Genomic DNA, 15787 nt, shown 5'->3' on the forward strand with positions numbered 1-15787 from the left:
AGAACAACTCATGAGCAAGACCTCGCGAATAGCGGGCGCGGTCATCGGCATGGTCGCGCTGGCCGGCTCGCTCGCCGCCTGCGGTGGCGACAGCCTGGAGAAGGACAAGGGGGGCTCGGCATCCACCGGTTCCGGTGATTCCGGCAAGAAGGGTTCGCTCGTCGTCGGCGCGGCCTCCTTCACCGAGTCCAAGGTGCTCGCGGAGCTGTACGCGCAGATCCTCGCCGACGCCGGGTACCACACCTCGATCACCACGGTGGCCAACCGGGAACTGTACGAACCGTCCCTGGAGAAGGGCGAGATCGACGTCGTCCCCGAATATGCCGCCACGATCGCCGAATTCCTCAATGCCAAGGTGAACGGGGCGAAGGAGGCGGAGAAGAAGCCGGTCGCCTCCGGTGACGCCGCCGCCACGGTCGCGGCGCTGGAGAAGCTCGCCGCCCCGCGCGGACTGAAGGTGCTTCCGGCCGGTGAGGCCGTCGACCAGAACGCCTTTGCGGTGACCAAGGAATTCGCCGACGAGAACAAGCTCACGACCCTTTCGGATCTCGGAAGTTCGAAGGTCGAAGTGAAGATCGCGGCGGGCGACGAGTGCGAGGTCCGGCCCTTCTGCGCACCGGGTCTGAAGAAGACGTACGGCATCAATGTCACTGGCATCGACCCCAAGGGCGTCGGTACACCCCAGTCCAAGCAGGCCGTCAAGGACGGCAAGGACCAACTGGTCCTCACCACCACCACGGACGCGGTGCTGGACAGCTATGGCCTGGTGTTCCTGGAGGACGACAAGAATCTCCAGAACGCGGACAATGTTCTCCCGATCGTCCATGCCAAGGACGCGGGTTCCCAGGACATCGCGGACGCACTCGGCAAGATCACCAAGACTCTCACGACGCAGGATCTGGCGGAACTGAACCGCAAGGTCGACGCCGAGCGCGCAAAGCCCACCGATGTGGCCAAGGACTATCTGCAGGCGAAGGGCCTCATCAAGAAGTAAGGGCGGCGAGATCGGGGGCCGTCAGGTAACCAGCAGGGAACAGATTCCCCGGCGGCCCCCCAAGCGCCCCATACACACGGTAAATTTCAGGCCATGCCACGTGGACGCCACCGTCATTCGCCACCTCTGCACAGAATTCTTCCGTCTTCTGCGGTCGTCGGAGTCTCGATCCTCTGTGCCGCGGGCGCCTGGCTGCCTGCCGAGCCCCTGGTCCTGCGCGCTCTGGTGGCCGCCGCGGCGGCCACGGCCGTGACCGGTGCGTATCTGATGCGCAGCTGGGACCAGGAGGCGGGCATGCGGGTCGCCGAGCTGACGCGAGCCCGTGCCGGCGACGAATGGCGGGCCGAGGAGCGCATGGCCGAGCTGGAGGCCGACCTGGAGGAGTCGCGGGAGCTGCGCGTACGGCTGGAGACGAAGCTGCGCCGCAAGCGTGTGGAGCTCGCCCATCTGCGCGGGGAGCACGCCGCGCTGCTGCGCCGGTACGCCAACGCCGAGACCCAGCGGGCCAGCGCGCTGGAGGGCCGCAGGCAGCTCGCGCTCGAAGCCGCCGCGCCCCGGGAGCTGACCGCCGCACCCAGCACCCCGACACCGGCCGCCTATCTGCGGGCCGCCCAGGCGCTGGAGGACCTCTCGCGCAACGGGGCACTGCAGGAGGCGCGCCGTACGGCCGAGCAGGCCAGGAGGCGTGATCTCGCGGAGCGGGCCCGGGAGGCGGAGGAGCGGCAGGGGAAGCACGCGGCTGACGCGTCCGGGGCACAGCATCTGCGCCCGTCGCCCGCCCTTCCCGCGGTCAGGCCGTCCGCCGCGCTGCCCGCGGCGCGCACCGTGCAGGCCGCCAGCGCCGTGGCTCCGTACGCGGCGACCCGACGCCCCGCGGTGCCGCAGGGCAGCTTCGACTTCTTCGGTATGCAGAAGGCGCGCGCCGCCATCGAGTCCGTACAGCATGCCGCGATCGAGTCCCGAGCGAACGCCGCGATCGAGTCCGGGACGCGCGCCGCGATCGAGCCCGGGGCGAGCGCCGCGATCGAGCCCGGGGCGAGCGCCGCGATCGAGTCTGTGCAGAACGAGGACCTCGCGGACGTGGTGGGCGAGGAGGCGCTGGCCGCGCACCGCAGGAGCACCCTGGGGAAGCAGGCCATCGGCAAGGTCATCGACCTGACCGCGCACGACGACACCGAGCAGCTGGACGTGGTGGAGCTGCGCGGCGCGGTCTCGTAGGAGGCGCATGGTCCGGCGGTCCTGCAGTCCTGCGATTCGGCGGTCCGGCGGTCCTGCGATTCGGCGGCCTTGCGGTTCCGTGGTCCGGGCCGGTGCCGGGCTACTTGTCGATGTCGCCGACGACGAAGAAGAGCGAGCCCAGGATCGCCACCATGTCGGCGACCAGCGTGCCCGGCAGAAGCTCGGTGAGCGCCTGGATGTTGTTGTACGAGGCGGAGCGGAGCTTCAGCCGGTACGGGGTCTTCTCGCCCTTGGACACCAGGTAGTAGCCATTGATGCCGAGCGGGTTCTCGGTCCAGGCGTAGGTGTGGCCCTCGGGGGCCTTGAGCACCTTGGGCAGCCGCTGGTTGATGGGACCGGGCGCCAGGCCGGCCATCCGGTCCAGGCAGGCGTCCGCCAGATCCAGGGAGTTGTGCGTCTGCTCCAGCAGGCACTCGAAGCGGGCCAGGCAGTCGCCCTCGGTGCGGGTGACGACCTTGAGGGTGTCGCGGAGCTCTCCGTACGCGAGATACGGCTCGTCGCGCCGCAGATCGAAGTCGACCCCCGAGGCGCGGGCGATCGGCCCGGAGACCCCGTAGGCGTGCACCGCCTCGGCGGACAGCACGCCCACACCGCGCGTCCGGCCCCGGAAGATCTCGTTGCCGAGCACCAGGTCGTCGTACACGTCCATCCGGGACCGGACGGAAGCGACGGCGTCCCGGACACGGCCGAGCCAGCCGGCGGGAAGGTCCTCCTTGAGGCCGCCGACCCGGTTGAACATGTAGTGCATGCGGCCGCCGGAGACCTCCTCCATCACGGCCTGAAGCTCCTCGCGCTCACGGAAGGCGTAGAACACCGGGGTGATCCCGCCGAGTTCGAGCGGGTAGGAACCGAGGAACATCAGATGGTTCAGGACCCGGTTCAGCTCGGCGAGCAGGGTGCGTGTCCACACCGCGCGCTCCGGGACCTCCATGCCGACCATGCGCTCGACGGCCATCACGACGCCCAGCTCGTTGGAGAACGCCGACAGCCAGTCGTGGCGGTTGGCGAGCATCACGATCTGCCGGTAGTCACGGGCCTCGAACAGCTTCTCCGCGCCGCGGTGCATGTACCCGATGACCGGTTCGGCGTGCTGGATGCGTTCGCCGTCGAGGACGATGCGCAGACGGAGCACGCCGTGGGTGGAGGGGTGCTGGGGGCCGATGTTGAGCACCATGTCGGTGCTCTCCGCTGCGCCGCCGATGCCGACTGTCGTCTCCGTCATACAGCCAGTATTCCCTGAGCGGCGGGGGGCGGGGCGGGGCGGGGTGGTGGTGTGGAGTGGTGCTGCGGGGGTGATGGTGCGGCCACGACGGATACGGGCGCGGCTCCGGGCCTCACGTCTGCGCCGTGTGCCTCACGTCGTGCACCTCACGGCTCCCGACTCGCCCCTCGCACCTCAGGGTTCCTGCCTCGCCCCTGCGCCTCAGGTTCCTGCCTCGTGCCTCATGCGGCGGCGGCGCCGGTCTTTCGGTGCAGGAGCCAGCCGAAGTCGCCCAGGCCGCCCCTGGCCGTCAGTTCCGCCGCCTCGCCCGCCGAGACGAGGGCGCGCAGATAACCGGCAGGGTCGGTCGACGCGAGGGCCGGTGAGGGGCGCTCACCGTTGATGCCGAGGCGGTGCAGTGCCTCGCGTTGCGTCAGTGTCTCGGGCCGCGTGCCGGACGAGGTGTCCACCGCCGCCGCGCACGCGTCCAGTGCCACATGAGAGGTGAGGTCGCAGCTGCCGTCCGGCACCGGCCGTACCTCGCGGCCGGACCGGAAGCCGGTCAGTGTGCCGAAGGGGGGCCGTGTCTCCCGCGCATGGGAGTAGTCCACCGCCACCGCGAGTCCCTCGGCCAGGGTGGACACCGCCCGTGCCCAGGCCGTGTCGCGCGGGCGGCCGATCTCCGCCCGACTGCCCGGTCCGGCCGACGGCCACCAGCGGCGGAGCCATTCGGCGTCGGCCCCGGCCACCGGCTCGCCCAGCCGTTCCGCACCGTCCGCCGTCCGGACGAGGACATACCGGTCGACGCCCTCCGTGTCGGTCTCGGCGATCTCGGTCGGGACGTTGTCCAGCCACTCGTTGGCGAACAGCAGCCCGCGTGTCCCCGTCGGCGGCTCGGCGCACCACTCGATCCGCGGGTCCAGATCCGCCGGACGGGCGGCGATCTCCACGGCGTACGCCCGTACGGCGAGACCGTCGGCGCCCACGGCGGGCAGGGCCGCCAGCACCCCCGTCAGCAGCTCGCCCCGCCCGGCCCCCAGGTCCACCAGGTCGACCGAGCCGGTGCCCAGCTCCCGTGCCGTCCCCACCAGCAGCCGGGCCACGGCGGAGGCGAACAGCGGCGATGCGTGCACGGAGGTACGGAAGTGGCCCGCCGGTCCCTCGGGACTCCGGTAGAACCCCCTGTCTCCGTACAAAGCGGTCTCTGCCGCCTCCTGCCACCCACGCCACTCATCCGTCACGTTCCCCAGTCTCCACCTTGGGGAGTACGGTCCCAGCAGGTGGATCGGCCCTTCGGCGGACCCACGCACCTTCCGCCTGTCCCTACGCTGGGTTACGTGCAGCGCCTCTACGACTTCATCCGCAGACACCCGACGGGCGTCGACAGCTTCTGGGCTGTCTTCCTGTTCGGGCTCTCCTGCCTGTCCATGGTGGCGTATGCGCACAGCGCCGGTGAGCGGCTCGTGGCCGTGCTGGTCAGCGTCGGTCTCTGCACCGTCGTCGCGTTGCGCCGACGTGCGCCGGAGAGGATGCTGCTGGTCGCCGTGGCCATGGGCGTCGTCCAGTTGGTGGTGGGGGTCGAGCCGAGCGTCGCGGACTTCGCGATGCTGGTGATCGTCTTCACCGTGGCCACCGTCGGGGAGCGCTGGGCGTCCCGGCTCGCGCTGGTCTGTTCCCTGAGCGCCGCAGGTCTCTCCCAACTGCGCTGGCCGCAGGACATACATCAGAACCGCCTGGTCGAGCAGATCTTCACCGGCGTCGTGCTGACCGTGCCGTTCGTGCTCGCCTGGGTGCTCGGCGACTCGATGCGGACCCGGCGCGCCTACTTCAGCCAGCTGGAGGAGCGCGCGGCCCGGCTGGAGCGGGAGCGCGAGGCGCAGTCGAAGGTCGCGGTGGCCGCCGAGCGCGCCCGTATCGCCCGCGAACTCCACGATGTCGTCGCGCACAACGTCTCGGTGATGGTCGTGCAGGCCGACGGTGCGGCGTACGTCATGGACGCGGCCCCCGACCAGGCCCGGCAGGCCCTGGAGACCATCTCCAGCACCGGCAGGCAGGCCCTCGCCGAGATGCGCCGCCTGCTCGGTGTGCTGCGGACCGGCGACAGCCAGGAGAGCGGGGAGTACGTCCCACAGCCCGATGTCGAACAGATCGAGGATCTGGTCGAGCAGGTCCGTCAGACCGGCCTGACGGTGGACTTCGAGATCGAGGGCACGCCGCGCCCGCTGCCCAGCGGGGTCGAACTGACCGCGTACCGCATCGTGCAGGAGGCCCTGACCAACACCCGCAAGCACGGTGGCCCCGACGCCGGGGCCAGCGTGCGGCTGGTCTACTTCGACGACGGGCTGGGGCTGCTGGTCGAGGACGACGGGCGCGGCGCGGCGCACGAACTGTACGAGGACGGCGGAGCCGACGGCGCGGGCCACGGAATGATCGGCATGCGCGAACGGGTCGGCATGGTCGGCGGCACACTGGATGCCGGACCGCGGCCCGGCGGCGGGTTCCGGATCAGCGCACTGCTGCCGCTCAAGCCGGCTCACTAGTACCGCGACGGGGCAAACGTTGCCTGTTGCGGCACTGGATCAACTGGACACACAGGCGCGAGAGACAGCACAGACCGACAGGAACAGGAGACAGGACCCCTCATGGCGATCCGCGTGATGCTCGTCGACGACCAGGTGCTGCTGCGCACCGGCTTCCGGATGGTGCTCGCGGCGCAGCCGGACATGGAGGTCGTGGCCGAGGCCGGCGATGGCGCGGAAGCGATCGAGATCCTTCGCTCCACCGCCGTCGACGTGGTGCTGATGGATGTCCGGATGCCGCGGCTGGACGGCGTCGAGGCCACCCGCCGCCTCTGCGCGCAGCCGGACCCGCCCAAGGTGCTCATCCTGACCACGTTCGACCTCGACGAGTACGCCTTCTCCGGGCTGAAGGCCGGGGCCAGCGGTTTCATGCTCAAGGATGTGCCGCCCGCCGAACTGCTCGCCGCCATCCGCTCCGTGCACAGCGGCGACGCCGTCGTCGCCCCGTCCACCACCCGCCGGTTGCTCGACCGCTTCTCACCGATGCTGCCGAGCGGCAGAAGCGAACCGCGGCACAAGGGCATCGACAAGCTCACCGAGCGCGAACGCGAAGTGCTGCTGCTGGTCGCGCAGGGCCTGTCGAACGGCGAGATCGCGGCCCGCCTCGTGCTCTCCGAAGCGACCGTGAAGACCCACGTGGGCCGCATCCTCACCAAGCTGAGCCTGCGCGACCGGGTGCAGGTCGTCGTTCTCGCGTACGAGTCGGGACTGGTCAGGGCCGGCGGCGGGGCGGGCTGACCGGCCTTCGTCGAGCGCGAGACGTGGGCCGCAGCGCGTGCCGCGTGAGCTCGCCGGGGCTCAGCGCAGGATGCCCTCCAGGAAATCGCTGCCGAGTCGTGCCACCAGCGTCAGGTCCAGTTGGTGCAGCACGTAGCGGCCGCGCCGCCGGGTGATGACCAGGCCCGCCTTCTTCAGCACCGTGAGGTGCCGGGAGACCTCGGGTGCCGTGATGCCGTGCGTGTCGGCGAGTTCGCCGGTCGTGTGCGCGGAACGGGCGAGATGGCGGCACAGGCGCATCCGCATGGGGTGGGCCAGCGCCTCCATGCGCAGTTGGAGCAGCTCCACCGAGGCGGGGGAGGGCAGCTCGGGGTGGTGCACCGGATAGTGGATCACCGGGCGCCAGCCCGGCGCGTGCAGGAGGTTCAGATGCGGCCAGCCGAAGGTGGACGGGATGAGGGTGAGCCCGGGGCCGACGGCCGGGTCGGACGCGTCGGCCCGTCCCTGGGTCAGCTTGTCGGCGCTGATCAGGGTTTCCGCCTCGTCGACCGACAGGGCCAGGGAGACCGCGCCCAGCGCCTCGCCGAGCCCCTTGCGCCGCAGCAGATCCGTCTTGTGCCGGGCGTCGGCGACCAGCTGGATCCGCACCCGCCGCCAGGTGTCGGCGAAGAACGCCTGGTCGCAGTCCTCGAACAGGCGCCGGATCCAATGGCGTACGGAGGTGGGGTCGGCCAGCAGTTGCTTGGTGAACTCCACCTGCTGGGGGCCGCGCGTCGCCGCCATGTCCAGGGCGCGGGCGCGCATGGTCGCGTCGCTGAGCGGTGAGGGCGCGCCCATCCCGTACAGGCTCGCGCAGGTGAATTCCAGAGCGGCGGAGACGAACCGCTCGTCGTCCAGCCGGTCGAGGATGTCCAGGTCCTCGGCGAGGTTCGCCCCCGTCCTGCCGTTGCCGCCACGGACTCCGGCGAACGGCAGGAAGACGTCCGAGAACGTGTGGCGCCACAGGAAGTCGGCCTCGTGCAGCCGGTCGGCGAGATCCGGCTCCAGCGCGCTCGCGGTCGCCGTCGCCCAGCCGTGCAGGCCCGGGTGGTGCCCCGGCTCGGAGAGGGCGTGCAGCGCCAGCCCCAGTTCCGCGAGGGGGGAGGTCTCGAAAACGATGCGCTCGGGCGTCAACCCCGCGATGTCGATGTGCACGCTCACCCCTCCATGGTGCGGGACGCGCGCGAAAGGCCACACGCCGTTTGACGGTGGTTGTCAATCGACGGGCGGGCGGGCCGGGACCGGCGCAGGCTGCGTGCATGGACGCCATTCAGCAGCACATGTTCGACAGCTTTCGCGCTGCTCAGCACGGAGAGGCCCCGCCGCCGCTGCCGGGTCGGCACGACCGGTCCGTCCTGCGGGCCCTCCGTGCCCGCTACTGCCGCAGGCGGTCCGCCCGGACCGGCGGCCCGGGCGTGGCCTGAGGACGGAACCGGCCGGTCCGGGCTCCGGAGCGGACGGCTCCCTCCGGGGCGGACGGCTCCCTCCGGGGCGGGCGGCTCCCTCCGGGGCGGGCGGCTCCCTCCGGGGCGGGCGGCTCCCTCCGGGGCGGGCGGCTCCGGCGCCCCTGCCCGGTCCGCCCGGGCTGGTAAGTCCGGTAGGTCCGCCTGATCCGGTAGGTCCGGTCGGCGCTCCGGTCGGCGCTCCGGTCGGCGCTCCCGTCGGTCCGCTCGGCCTGCCCCGGCCGGTCCCCGCTAAGCCAGCCGTTCCACGAAATCCGCCACCGCTGCCCGTACGTCCGCCGCTGTCCACTCCAGCCCCTCACGACCCACCGTGACCTCGGTGAGCGACACCCCGGGCGGCCCGGCATCGCTCGGCCGCCAGGTGCGGAAGAGCGCCACGCCCGTCTCCTCCGCCTGACGCACCGACGCCTCCGCCAGGACATCCGCCCCGTACGGCAGCCACACCTGGAACTGGTGCGTGTGCGGCGGCTCAGGATGCACCCGGAACCAGTCGGTGCCGGCCGCCGAGAAGCCCTCGGCCAGAGCCCCCGCCACCACCTTCGCCTGTGCCACGTACGCGGGCAGCCGCGGCAGCTCCCGCTCCAGGCCGATCAGCGCGGCGAGCGCCGCCGGGAACTGCTGGAAGAGCTGCCCGCCGTACCGGTGGCGCCAGGTGCGGGCCTCCTCGATCAGGGACTCGGAACCGGCCAGTGCGGCCCCGGAGATTCCGCCGAGGGTCTTGTAGAACGACACGTACACGCTGTCCGCGAGCGCCGCGATCTCCGGCAGCTCCCGCCCGAAATGCGGGGCGCACTCCCACAGTCGCGCGCCGTCGAGGTGCACCACCGCGTCGCGTTCCCGCGCTGCCGCCACGACGGCCTCCAGCTCCTCCCACGTCGGCAGGACGAAACCGGCGTCGCGCAACGGCAGCTCCAGCATCATCGTGCCGAACGGTTCGGCGAAGTCGCGGATCTCCTGTGCCGTGGGCAGCCGCGGACGGGACGTCGGGTGGACGGTACGCAGCCCGCTCACCGCCTCCAGCGCGCCGCGCTCATGCACCTCGGGGTGGGCCAGGGGGTGCAGCGCCACCGTGGCATTGCCGGTCCGCCCGGCCCAACAGCGCAGCGCGACCTGCTGCGCCATCGTCCCCGTCGGGAAGAACGCGGCGGCCTCCATGCCCAGCAGGTCAGCGATCCGTCCCTCCAGCTCGGCGACCACTCCACCGCCGTAGGCGTCCGCGGGGGCACCGAGATCGGTGACCGAGCCGGCCCCCTCTGCCAGGGCGGCCAGCCGATCACCGAGCGAGAGGTCCATGGGCGGCCTGATCAGGGTCCGTTCGGCCGCGCGCCAGGCATTCAGCCTGCGCAGACGCTGTTCGGCCTCCTGCGGTCGGCCGTGCTCCCGCTCGTCGCTCCGTGCCCCGTCCGGTTCCCGCCCCTCTGGGCCGGCTCCCGTCTCGTCGGGCGTCTGCCGCGCCTGCTCATCCGTGTCTGCCATGTCTGTCATGCGACGATCATCACGCAGAGCACAACCGGGCCCGCATTTCCCCCGGCCCGAAACCCTGCCCATACGGCCTGGCCCCGGGCCCGCATCGGAACCCCGCATCGGCACCCCGCACCGGAACCCCGCATCGGCACCCCGCACCCGCGCGGACTTTTCCCACAGGCTGTGGACAGCCAGGAGGCGGGGCGTAACGCTGGCGTAGCATGCAGAGAAATCGTCCGGTACCCCCCGCGGACTGGAACGGAAGGCCACCGCCGCGTGAATGCAACAGTCCCCAAGGAGCCCCTCGACGCGAGGGACCGCCCCGCCCGTCTCACGGTCGGCGTCGTGGGCGCGGGCCGCGTCGGCCCCGCGCTCGCCGCGTCCCTCCAGCTCGCCGGGCATCGGCCGGTCGCCGTGTCGGGCGTCTCCGACGCGTCCGTGCGCAGGGCGGCCGCCCTGCTCCCCGATGTCCCGCTGGTGCCGCCCGCCGAGGTCCTCGCCCGTGCCGAGCTGGTGCTGCTGACCGTTCCCGACGACGCCCTGCCCGGCCTGGTCGAGGGCCTTGTCGAGACCGGAGCGGTGCGGCCGGGGCAGCTGATCGTCCACACGTCGGGGCGGTACGGCACGAGGGTGCTCGACCCGGCCCTGCGGGCCGGCGCCCTGCCGCTCGCCCTGCACCCGGCGATGACGTTCACCGGCACCTCCGTCGACGTCCAGCGGCTGGCCGGCTGCTCCTTCGGCGTGACCGCCCCCGAGGAGCTGCGGCTCGCCGCCGAGGCGCTGGTGATCGAGATGGGCGGTGAGCCCGAATGGATCGCCGAGGAGTCCCGCCCGCTCTACCACGCGGCCCTCGCCCTCGGCGCGAACCACCTGGTCACCCTGGTCGCCCAGTCGATGGAGCTGTTGCGCACGGCCGGGGTCGCCGCCCCCGACCGGATGCTCGGCCCCCTCCTCGGCGCCGCGCTCGACAACGCCCTGCGCTCCGGCGACGCCGCGCTGACCGGCCCCGTGGCCCGCGGCGACGCGGGCACGGTCGCCGCGCACATCGGCGAGCTGCGCAGACACGCTCCGCAGGCCGTGGCCGGCTACGTGGCGATGGCCCGCGCCACCGCCGACCGGGCGCTCGCCCACGGCATGCTCAAGCCGGAGCAGGCCGAGGATCTGCTCGGAGTCCTGGCCGACGGCACCGGCACCACGGGCGGCCCCGGATCGCAGGAGCCCCGATGACCCCCACGCCCGGCAAGCCCGGCATCACGCCCACGCCCGGCGGCACCCACACGCCCGCCGCCCCGCCCACGCCCGGCACCGCGCCCGCCCCCGGCACCGCGCCCGTCCTGCTGCGTACGGCCGCCGAGCTCGCCGTGTTCGCCCCCCTCAACGGGCAGCGGGCCGTCGTCATGACCATGGGTGCCCTGCACGAGGGCCACGCCACCCTGATCCGTGCCGCACGCGCGGCCACGGGCCCGGACGGCCAGGTCGTCGTCACCGTCTTCGTCAACCCGCTCCAGTTCGGCGAGGCCGCCGACCTGGAGCGCTACCCCCGCACGCTCGAAGCCGATCTCGCCGTGGCCGGTGCCGCCGGGGCGGACGCGGTCTTCGCGCCGTCGGCCGACGAGGTGTACCCCGGCGGTGAACCACAGGTGCGGATCTCGGCGGGCCCCATGGGCGAGCGGTTCGAAGGGGCCTCCCGCCCCGGGCACTTCGACGGAATGCTCACCGTCGTCGCCAAGCTCCTCCACCTCACCCGCCCCGACCTCGCGTTCTACGGGCAGAAGGATGCCCAGCAGCTCGCGCTGGTCCGCCGCATGGCGCGCGATCTGAACTTCCCCGTGGAGATCGTCGGCGTGGAGACGGTCCGTGAAGCGGACGGTCTCGCGCTCTCCAGCCGCAACCGCTTCCTGGACGCCGAGGAGCGCCACACCGCCCTCGCCCTGTCCCGGGCCCTGTTCGCCGCGCGGGACAGGCTCGCCGCCCAGCAGGCGCTGCACGCCCGCGCGCAGACCACCGCGGCGACCACCGGGAGGGCCGCCGCGCTCACCCGGCTCGGCGAGACCCGCGCGGCCGCCGACACCCAGGCCGTGGCGCTGGCCCGTCCCGTGGACGGACCCGCCGCCGTACGCGCCGCGGCGCAACTGATCCTGGAGGACGCGGCCGCCGAACAGCCGCCGCTCGCCCTGGACTACGTCGCGCTCGTGGATCCGGCCGACTTCACCGAGATCCCCGACGACCGCACCACCGGTGACGCGATCCTCGCCGTCGCCGCGAAGGTCGGCAAGACCCGCCTCATCGACAACATCCCGCTGACCTTCGGAGCCTCCACGTGACCGGAATACGGCTGACCGCCCCCGCCCCCGGCTGGTCCATCGACGCCGACGTCGTCGTGGTCGGCTCCGGCGTGGCCGGTCTCACCACCGCACTGCGCTGCGCCGCCGCGGGGCTCGCCACCGTCGTCGTCACCAAGGCCCGCCTCGACGACGGCTCCACCCGCTGGGCGCAGGGCGGCATCGCGGCCGCCCTCGGCGAGGGCGACACCCCCCAGCAGCATCTGGACGACACCCTGGTCGCGGGCGCGGGCCTGTGCGACGAGACCGCGGTGCGGACCCTCGTCACCGAAGGTCCCGACGCCGTGCGCCGGCTGATCGGGACCGGAGCCCACTTCGACACCACGGACAGCGGTGACATCGCGCTGACCCGCGAGGGCGGCCACCACCGCCGCCGCATCGCCCACGCGGGCGGTGACGCGACGGGCGCCGAGATCTCCCGCGCCCTGGTCGAAGCGGTCCGCGAAGCCGCGCTGCACACCGTCGAGAACGCCCTCGTCCTGGACCTCCTCACCGACGCCGACGGCCGTACCGCGGGTGTCACCCTGCACGTCATGGGCGAGGGCCAGCACGACGGCGTCGGCGCGGTCCGTGCTCCGGCCGTGGTCCTCGCCACCGGCGGCATGGGCCAGGTCTTCTCCGCCACCACCAACCCGGCGGTCTCCACCGGCGACGGCGTGGCCCTGGCGCTGCGGGCCGGCGCGGAGGTCTCCGACCTGGAATTCGTCCAGTTCCACCCGACGGTCCTCTTCCTCGGCACCGGCTCCGAAGGCCAGCAGCCCCTGGTGTCGGAGGCGGTACGGGGCGAGGGCGCCCATCTCGTCGACGCGTCCGGCACGCGCTTCATGCTGGGACAGCACGAACTGGCGGAACTGGCCCCGCGCGACATCGTCGCCAAGGCCATCACCCGCCAGATGGCGCTGCACGGCACCGAGCACATGTACCTCGACGCCCGCCACTTCGGCGCCGAGATGTGGGAACAGCGCTTCCCCACCATCCTGGCGGCCTGCCGAGCCCACGACATCGACCCGGTCACCGAACCGATACCGGTCGCCCCCGCCGCGCACTACGCCTCCGGCGGCATCCGCACCGACCTGCGGGGACGGACGACCGTGCCCGGTCTGTACGCCTGCGGCGAGGTCGCCTGCACCGGCGTGCACGGGGCGAACCGGCTGGCGTCCAACTCCCTCCTGGAGGGCCTCGTCTTCGCCGAGCGCATCGCTGCGGACATCGTCGAGGACCGCCCCGGGGCCGCCGCGACCGAGGACCGCCCCCGGGCCGCCGCCGAGGCCGGCGCCACCGAGCACCGCACGGAGACCGAGACCGAGACCGGGCCCGGGCCCGACGCCGCGACCGAGCACCTCCACCACCCCGACGCCGCGACCGCCGAAAGCCTCCCCGCCCCCTCCCCCCTCCCCGCCCCCTCCCCGCTGCTCGACCCCGAGGCGCGCCGCACGATCCAGCGGATCATGACCCGCGGCGCCGGAGTCCTCCGCTCCGCCGAGAGTCTGGCCACCGCCGCCGACGAGCTGGAGGCCCTGCACAACAGCGCCGCCGAGGCCGCCGGGGCAGCGGAGCCCAAGGTCGCCGTGCCCGGCGTCGAGGCGTGGGAGGCCACCAACCTGCTGCTCGTCTCGCGGGTCCTGGTCGCCGCCGCCCGCCGACGCGAGGAGACCCGCGGCTGCCACTGGCGCGAGGACCGGCCCGAACGCGACGACGAGAACTGGCGCCGCCACCTCGTCGTCCGGCTCACCCCGGAGCGTCAACTCGTCCTCCGTCGGACGGAGACCGAGGCATTCGGGCCCGTACGCCCGGCGCGGACACCAGACTGCGCAGCAGCACCCCTGAACCACCCCGCCGACGTCACCGAGGAGCCGCAACCGTGAGCACGCCCGAAGAGAATCCGCGCCCCACACCCGTGGACGTACCGCTGATCCAGATCGGCGCGCCCGCACCGTCCGCCGGCGGCTGCGGGGACGGCTGCGGCTGCGGCGGGGACGATTTCTACGATCCGGACGCGGTGGAGTGCGGTCTCGACCCCGACCTCGCCCAGCTCCTCGCCGAGGCCGGACTGGACCCGGTCCAGGTCGAGGACGTCGCGCACGTCGCCATCGAGGAGGACCTGGACGGCGGCGTCGACGTCACCACCGTCGCCACCGTTCCCGAGGACGCCGTGGCCACCGGCGATTTCACCGCCCGTGAGGCGGGCGTCGTGGCCGGTCTGCGCGTCGCCGAGGCCGTGCTGTCGATCGTCTGCACGGACGCGTTCGAGGTCGAGCGGCACGTCGAGGACGGCGACCGCGTCGCCCCCGGCCAGAAGCTGCTGACCGTCACCACCCGCACCCGCGACCTGCTCACCGGCGAGCGCAGCGCCCTCAACCTGCTCTGCAGGCTCTCCGGCATCGCGACCGCCACCCGCGCCTGGGCCGATGTGCTCGAAGGTACGAAGGCCGAGGTCCGGGACACCCGCAAGACCACGCCGGGCCTGCGCGCCATGGAGAAGTACGCGGTGCGCTGCGGCGGCGGCGTCAACCACCGCATGTCGCTGTCCGACGCGGCGCTGGTCAAGGACAACCACGTCATCGCGGCGGGTGGCGTGGCCGAGGCGTTCAAGCGGGTACGGGACGAGTTCCCCGACGTACCGATCGAGGTCGAGGTCGACACCCTGCAGCAGGTCCGCGAGGTCATCGACGCGGGCGCCGACCTGATCCTGCTGGACAACTTCACACCGCTGCAGACGGCCGAGGCGGTCGCGCTGGTCGGTGGCCGCGCGACCCTGGAGTCCTCCGGCCGGCTCACCCTCGACACCGCACGCGCCTACGCGGAGGCGGGCGTCGACTACCTGGCCGTCGGCGCGCTCACCCACTCCTCGCCGATCCTCGACATCGGCCTGGACTTCCGCGACACCGCCGGGGTCGGCGCCTGATGCTGCTCACCATCGACGTCGGCAACACCCACACCGTCCTCGGCCTGTTCGACGGCGAGGAGATCGTCGAGCACTGGCGGATCTCCACCGACGCCCGCCGCACCGCGGACGAGCTGGCGGTGCTGCTCCAGGGCCTGATGGGCATGCACCCGCTGCTCGGTGAGGAACTGGGCGACGGCATCGACGGCATCGCGGTCTGCTCCACGGTCCCGGCCGTCCTGCACGAGCTGCGCGAGGTGACCCGCCGCTACTACGGCGACGTCCCCGCGGTCCTCGTCGAGCCGGGCATCAAGACAGGGGTGCCGATCCTGATGGACAACCCGAAGGAGGTCGGCGCGGACCGCATCATCAACGCGGTCGCCGCCGTCGACCTGTACGGCGGTCCTGCGATCGTCGTCGACTTCGGTACGGCCACCACCTACGACGCGGTCTCCGCCCGTGGCGAGTACGCCGGCGGTGTCATCGCCCCCGGCATCGAGATCTCGGTCGAGGCGCTGGGCGTCAAGGGCGCCCAGCTCCGCAAGATCGAGCTGGCCCGGCCGCGCAGCGTGATCGGCAAGAACACCGTCGAGGCCATGCAGTCGGGCATCATCTACGGCTTCGCGGGCCAGGTCGACGGCGTCGTCGCACGGATGAAGAAGGAGCTGGCGGCCGAACCCGACGACGTCACCGTCATCGCGACGGGCGGCCTTGCGCCGATGGTGTTGGGCGAGTCCTCCGTCATCGACGAGCACGAGCCCTGGCTCACCCTCATCGGTCTGCGTCTGGTGTACGAGCGGAACATGTCCCGGTTGTAGCGGACACGGGGCGTACCTGCGGGAACGGTTCGGCGGAACGGGGGCCG

14 protein-coding genes are annotated in these 15787 nt (G+C 72.4%); 10 read left to right on the top strand and 4 right to left on the bottom strand.

Features of this window, described 5'->3' with window-relative positions:
• Nucleotides 1-10 precede the first annotated feature (10 nt).
• Nucleotides 11-994 carry a glycine betaine ABC transporter substrate-binding protein gene (locus ACFVUT_RS14895; protein ID WP_389648430.1) on the top strand — a complete coding sequence of 328 codons (984 nt, stop codon included), beginning with the start codon at nucleotides 11-13 and terminating at the stop codon, nucleotides 992-994.
• Nucleotides 995-1087: 93 nt separating this feature from the next.
• Entirely contained in the window at nucleotides 1088-2212 is a 1125-nt protein-coding gene (locus ACFVUT_RS14900) for a hypothetical protein (protein WP_389648433.1), read from the top strand.
• A gap of 100 nt (nucleotides 2213-2312) precedes the next feature.
• On the opposite strand, the gene ACFVUT_RS14905 is transcribed toward ACFVUT_RS14900, so the two are convergent.
• Together ACFVUT_RS14905 and ACFVUT_RS14910 are read right to left on the bottom strand one after the other, a co-directional pair.
• Nucleotides 2313-3455 carry an NADH-quinone oxidoreductase subunit D gene (locus tag ACFVUT_RS14905; RefSeq protein ID WP_389648436.1) on the bottom strand — a complete coding sequence of 381 codons (1143 nt, stop codon included), beginning with the start codon at nucleotides 3453-3455 and terminating at the stop codon, nucleotides 2313-2315.
• 221 nt (nucleotides 3456-3676) lie between these two features.
• Entirely contained in the window at nucleotides 3677-4675 is a 999-nt protein-coding gene (locus ACFVUT_RS14910) for an SAM-dependent methyltransferase (RefSeq protein ID WP_389648439.1), read from the bottom strand.
• Between the two features lie 96 nt (nucleotides 4676-4771).
• Between ACFVUT_RS14910 and ACFVUT_RS14915 the strand changes: the two genes are divergently transcribed.
• Nucleotides 4772-5974 (top strand): sensor histidine kinase, encoded by a 1203-nt coding sequence (locus ACFVUT_RS14915; RefSeq protein ID WP_389648442.1) that lies wholly within the window; start codon nucleotides 4772-4774, stop codon nucleotides 5972-5974.
• 102 nt (nucleotides 5975-6076) lie between these two features.
• Nucleotides 6077-6751 carry a response regulator gene (locus tag ACFVUT_RS14920; RefSeq protein ID WP_389648444.1) on the top strand — a complete coding sequence of 225 codons (675 nt, stop codon included), beginning with the start codon at nucleotides 6077-6079 and terminating at the stop codon, nucleotides 6749-6751.
• 60 nt (nucleotides 6752-6811) lie between these two features.
• Here the strand turns inward: ACFVUT_RS14920 and ACFVUT_RS14925 are convergent, their stop codons facing one another.
• Nucleotides 6812-7924: a DUF5937 family protein gene (locus ACFVUT_RS14925; RefSeq protein WP_389648606.1), complete on the bottom strand. Its 1113-nt coding sequence runs from the start codon at nucleotides 7922-7924 to the stop codon at nucleotides 6812-6814.
• A gap of 104 nt (nucleotides 7925-8028) precedes the next feature.
• Between ACFVUT_RS14925 and ACFVUT_RS14930 the strand changes: the two genes are divergently transcribed.
• The gene (locus ACFVUT_RS14930) at nucleotides 8029-8193 is read left to right on the top strand and encodes a hypothetical protein (RefSeq protein ID WP_389648447.1); all 165 of its coding nucleotides are present in this window, start codon (nucleotides 8029-8031) and stop codon (nucleotides 8191-8193) included.
• Nucleotides 8194-8463: 270 nt separating this feature from the next.
• Here ACFVUT_RS14930 and ACFVUT_RS14935 read toward each other — a convergent pair whose 3' ends face one another.
• Complete coding sequence (locus ACFVUT_RS14935; protein ID WP_389648608.1) at nucleotides 8464-9708, bottom strand: threonine aldolase family protein; 1245 nt, start codon at nucleotides 9706-9708, stop codon at nucleotides 8464-8466.
• A gap of 264 nt (nucleotides 9709-9972) precedes the next feature.
• On the opposite strand from ACFVUT_RS14935, the gene ACFVUT_RS14940 reads away from it, so the two are divergent.
• The 5 genes from ACFVUT_RS14940 to ACFVUT_RS14960 are packed head-to-tail and all read left to right on the top strand — an operon-like array spanning nucleotide 9973 to nucleotide 15740.
• On the top strand, nucleotides 9973-10923 hold the full coding sequence (locus ACFVUT_RS14940) for a Rossmann-like and DUF2520 domain-containing protein (protein WP_389648450.1): 951 nt from the start codon (nucleotides 9973-9975) through the stop codon (nucleotides 10921-10923).
• The gene (gene panC, locus ACFVUT_RS14945; RefSeq protein ID WP_389648453.1) at nucleotides 10920-12020 is read left to right on the top strand and encodes a pantoate--beta-alanine ligase; all 1101 of its coding nucleotides are present in this window, start codon (nucleotides 10920-10922) and stop codon (nucleotides 12018-12020) included. The genes ACFVUT_RS14940 and panC overlap by 4 nt, the downstream gene beginning before the upstream one ends.
• The gene (locus ACFVUT_RS14950; protein WP_389648456.1) at nucleotides 12017-13903 is read left to right on the top strand and encodes an L-aspartate oxidase; all 1887 of its coding nucleotides are present in this window, start codon (nucleotides 12017-12019) and stop codon (nucleotides 13901-13903) included. The genes panC and ACFVUT_RS14950 overlap by 4 nt, the downstream gene beginning before the upstream one ends.
• Nucleotides 13900-14943: a carboxylating nicotinate-nucleotide diphosphorylase gene (gene nadC / locus ACFVUT_RS14955; RefSeq protein ID WP_389648459.1), complete on the top strand. Its 1044-nt coding sequence runs from the start codon at nucleotides 13900-13902 to the stop codon at nucleotides 14941-14943. Before ACFVUT_RS14950 ends, nadC begins: the two co-directional genes overlap by 4 nt.
• Entirely contained in the window at nucleotides 14943-15740 is a 798-nt protein-coding gene (locus ACFVUT_RS14960; RefSeq protein WP_389648462.1) for a type III pantothenate kinase, read from the top strand. Before nadC ends, ACFVUT_RS14960 begins: the two co-directional genes overlap by 1 nt.
• Nucleotides 15741-15787: the final 47 nt, after the last annotated feature.

The organism is Streptomyces sp. NPDC058051, from assembly GCF_042885475.1.
In the GTDB taxonomy this organism is placed as follows: domain Bacteria; phylum Actinomycetota; class Actinomycetes; order Streptomycetales; family Streptomycetaceae; genus Streptomyces.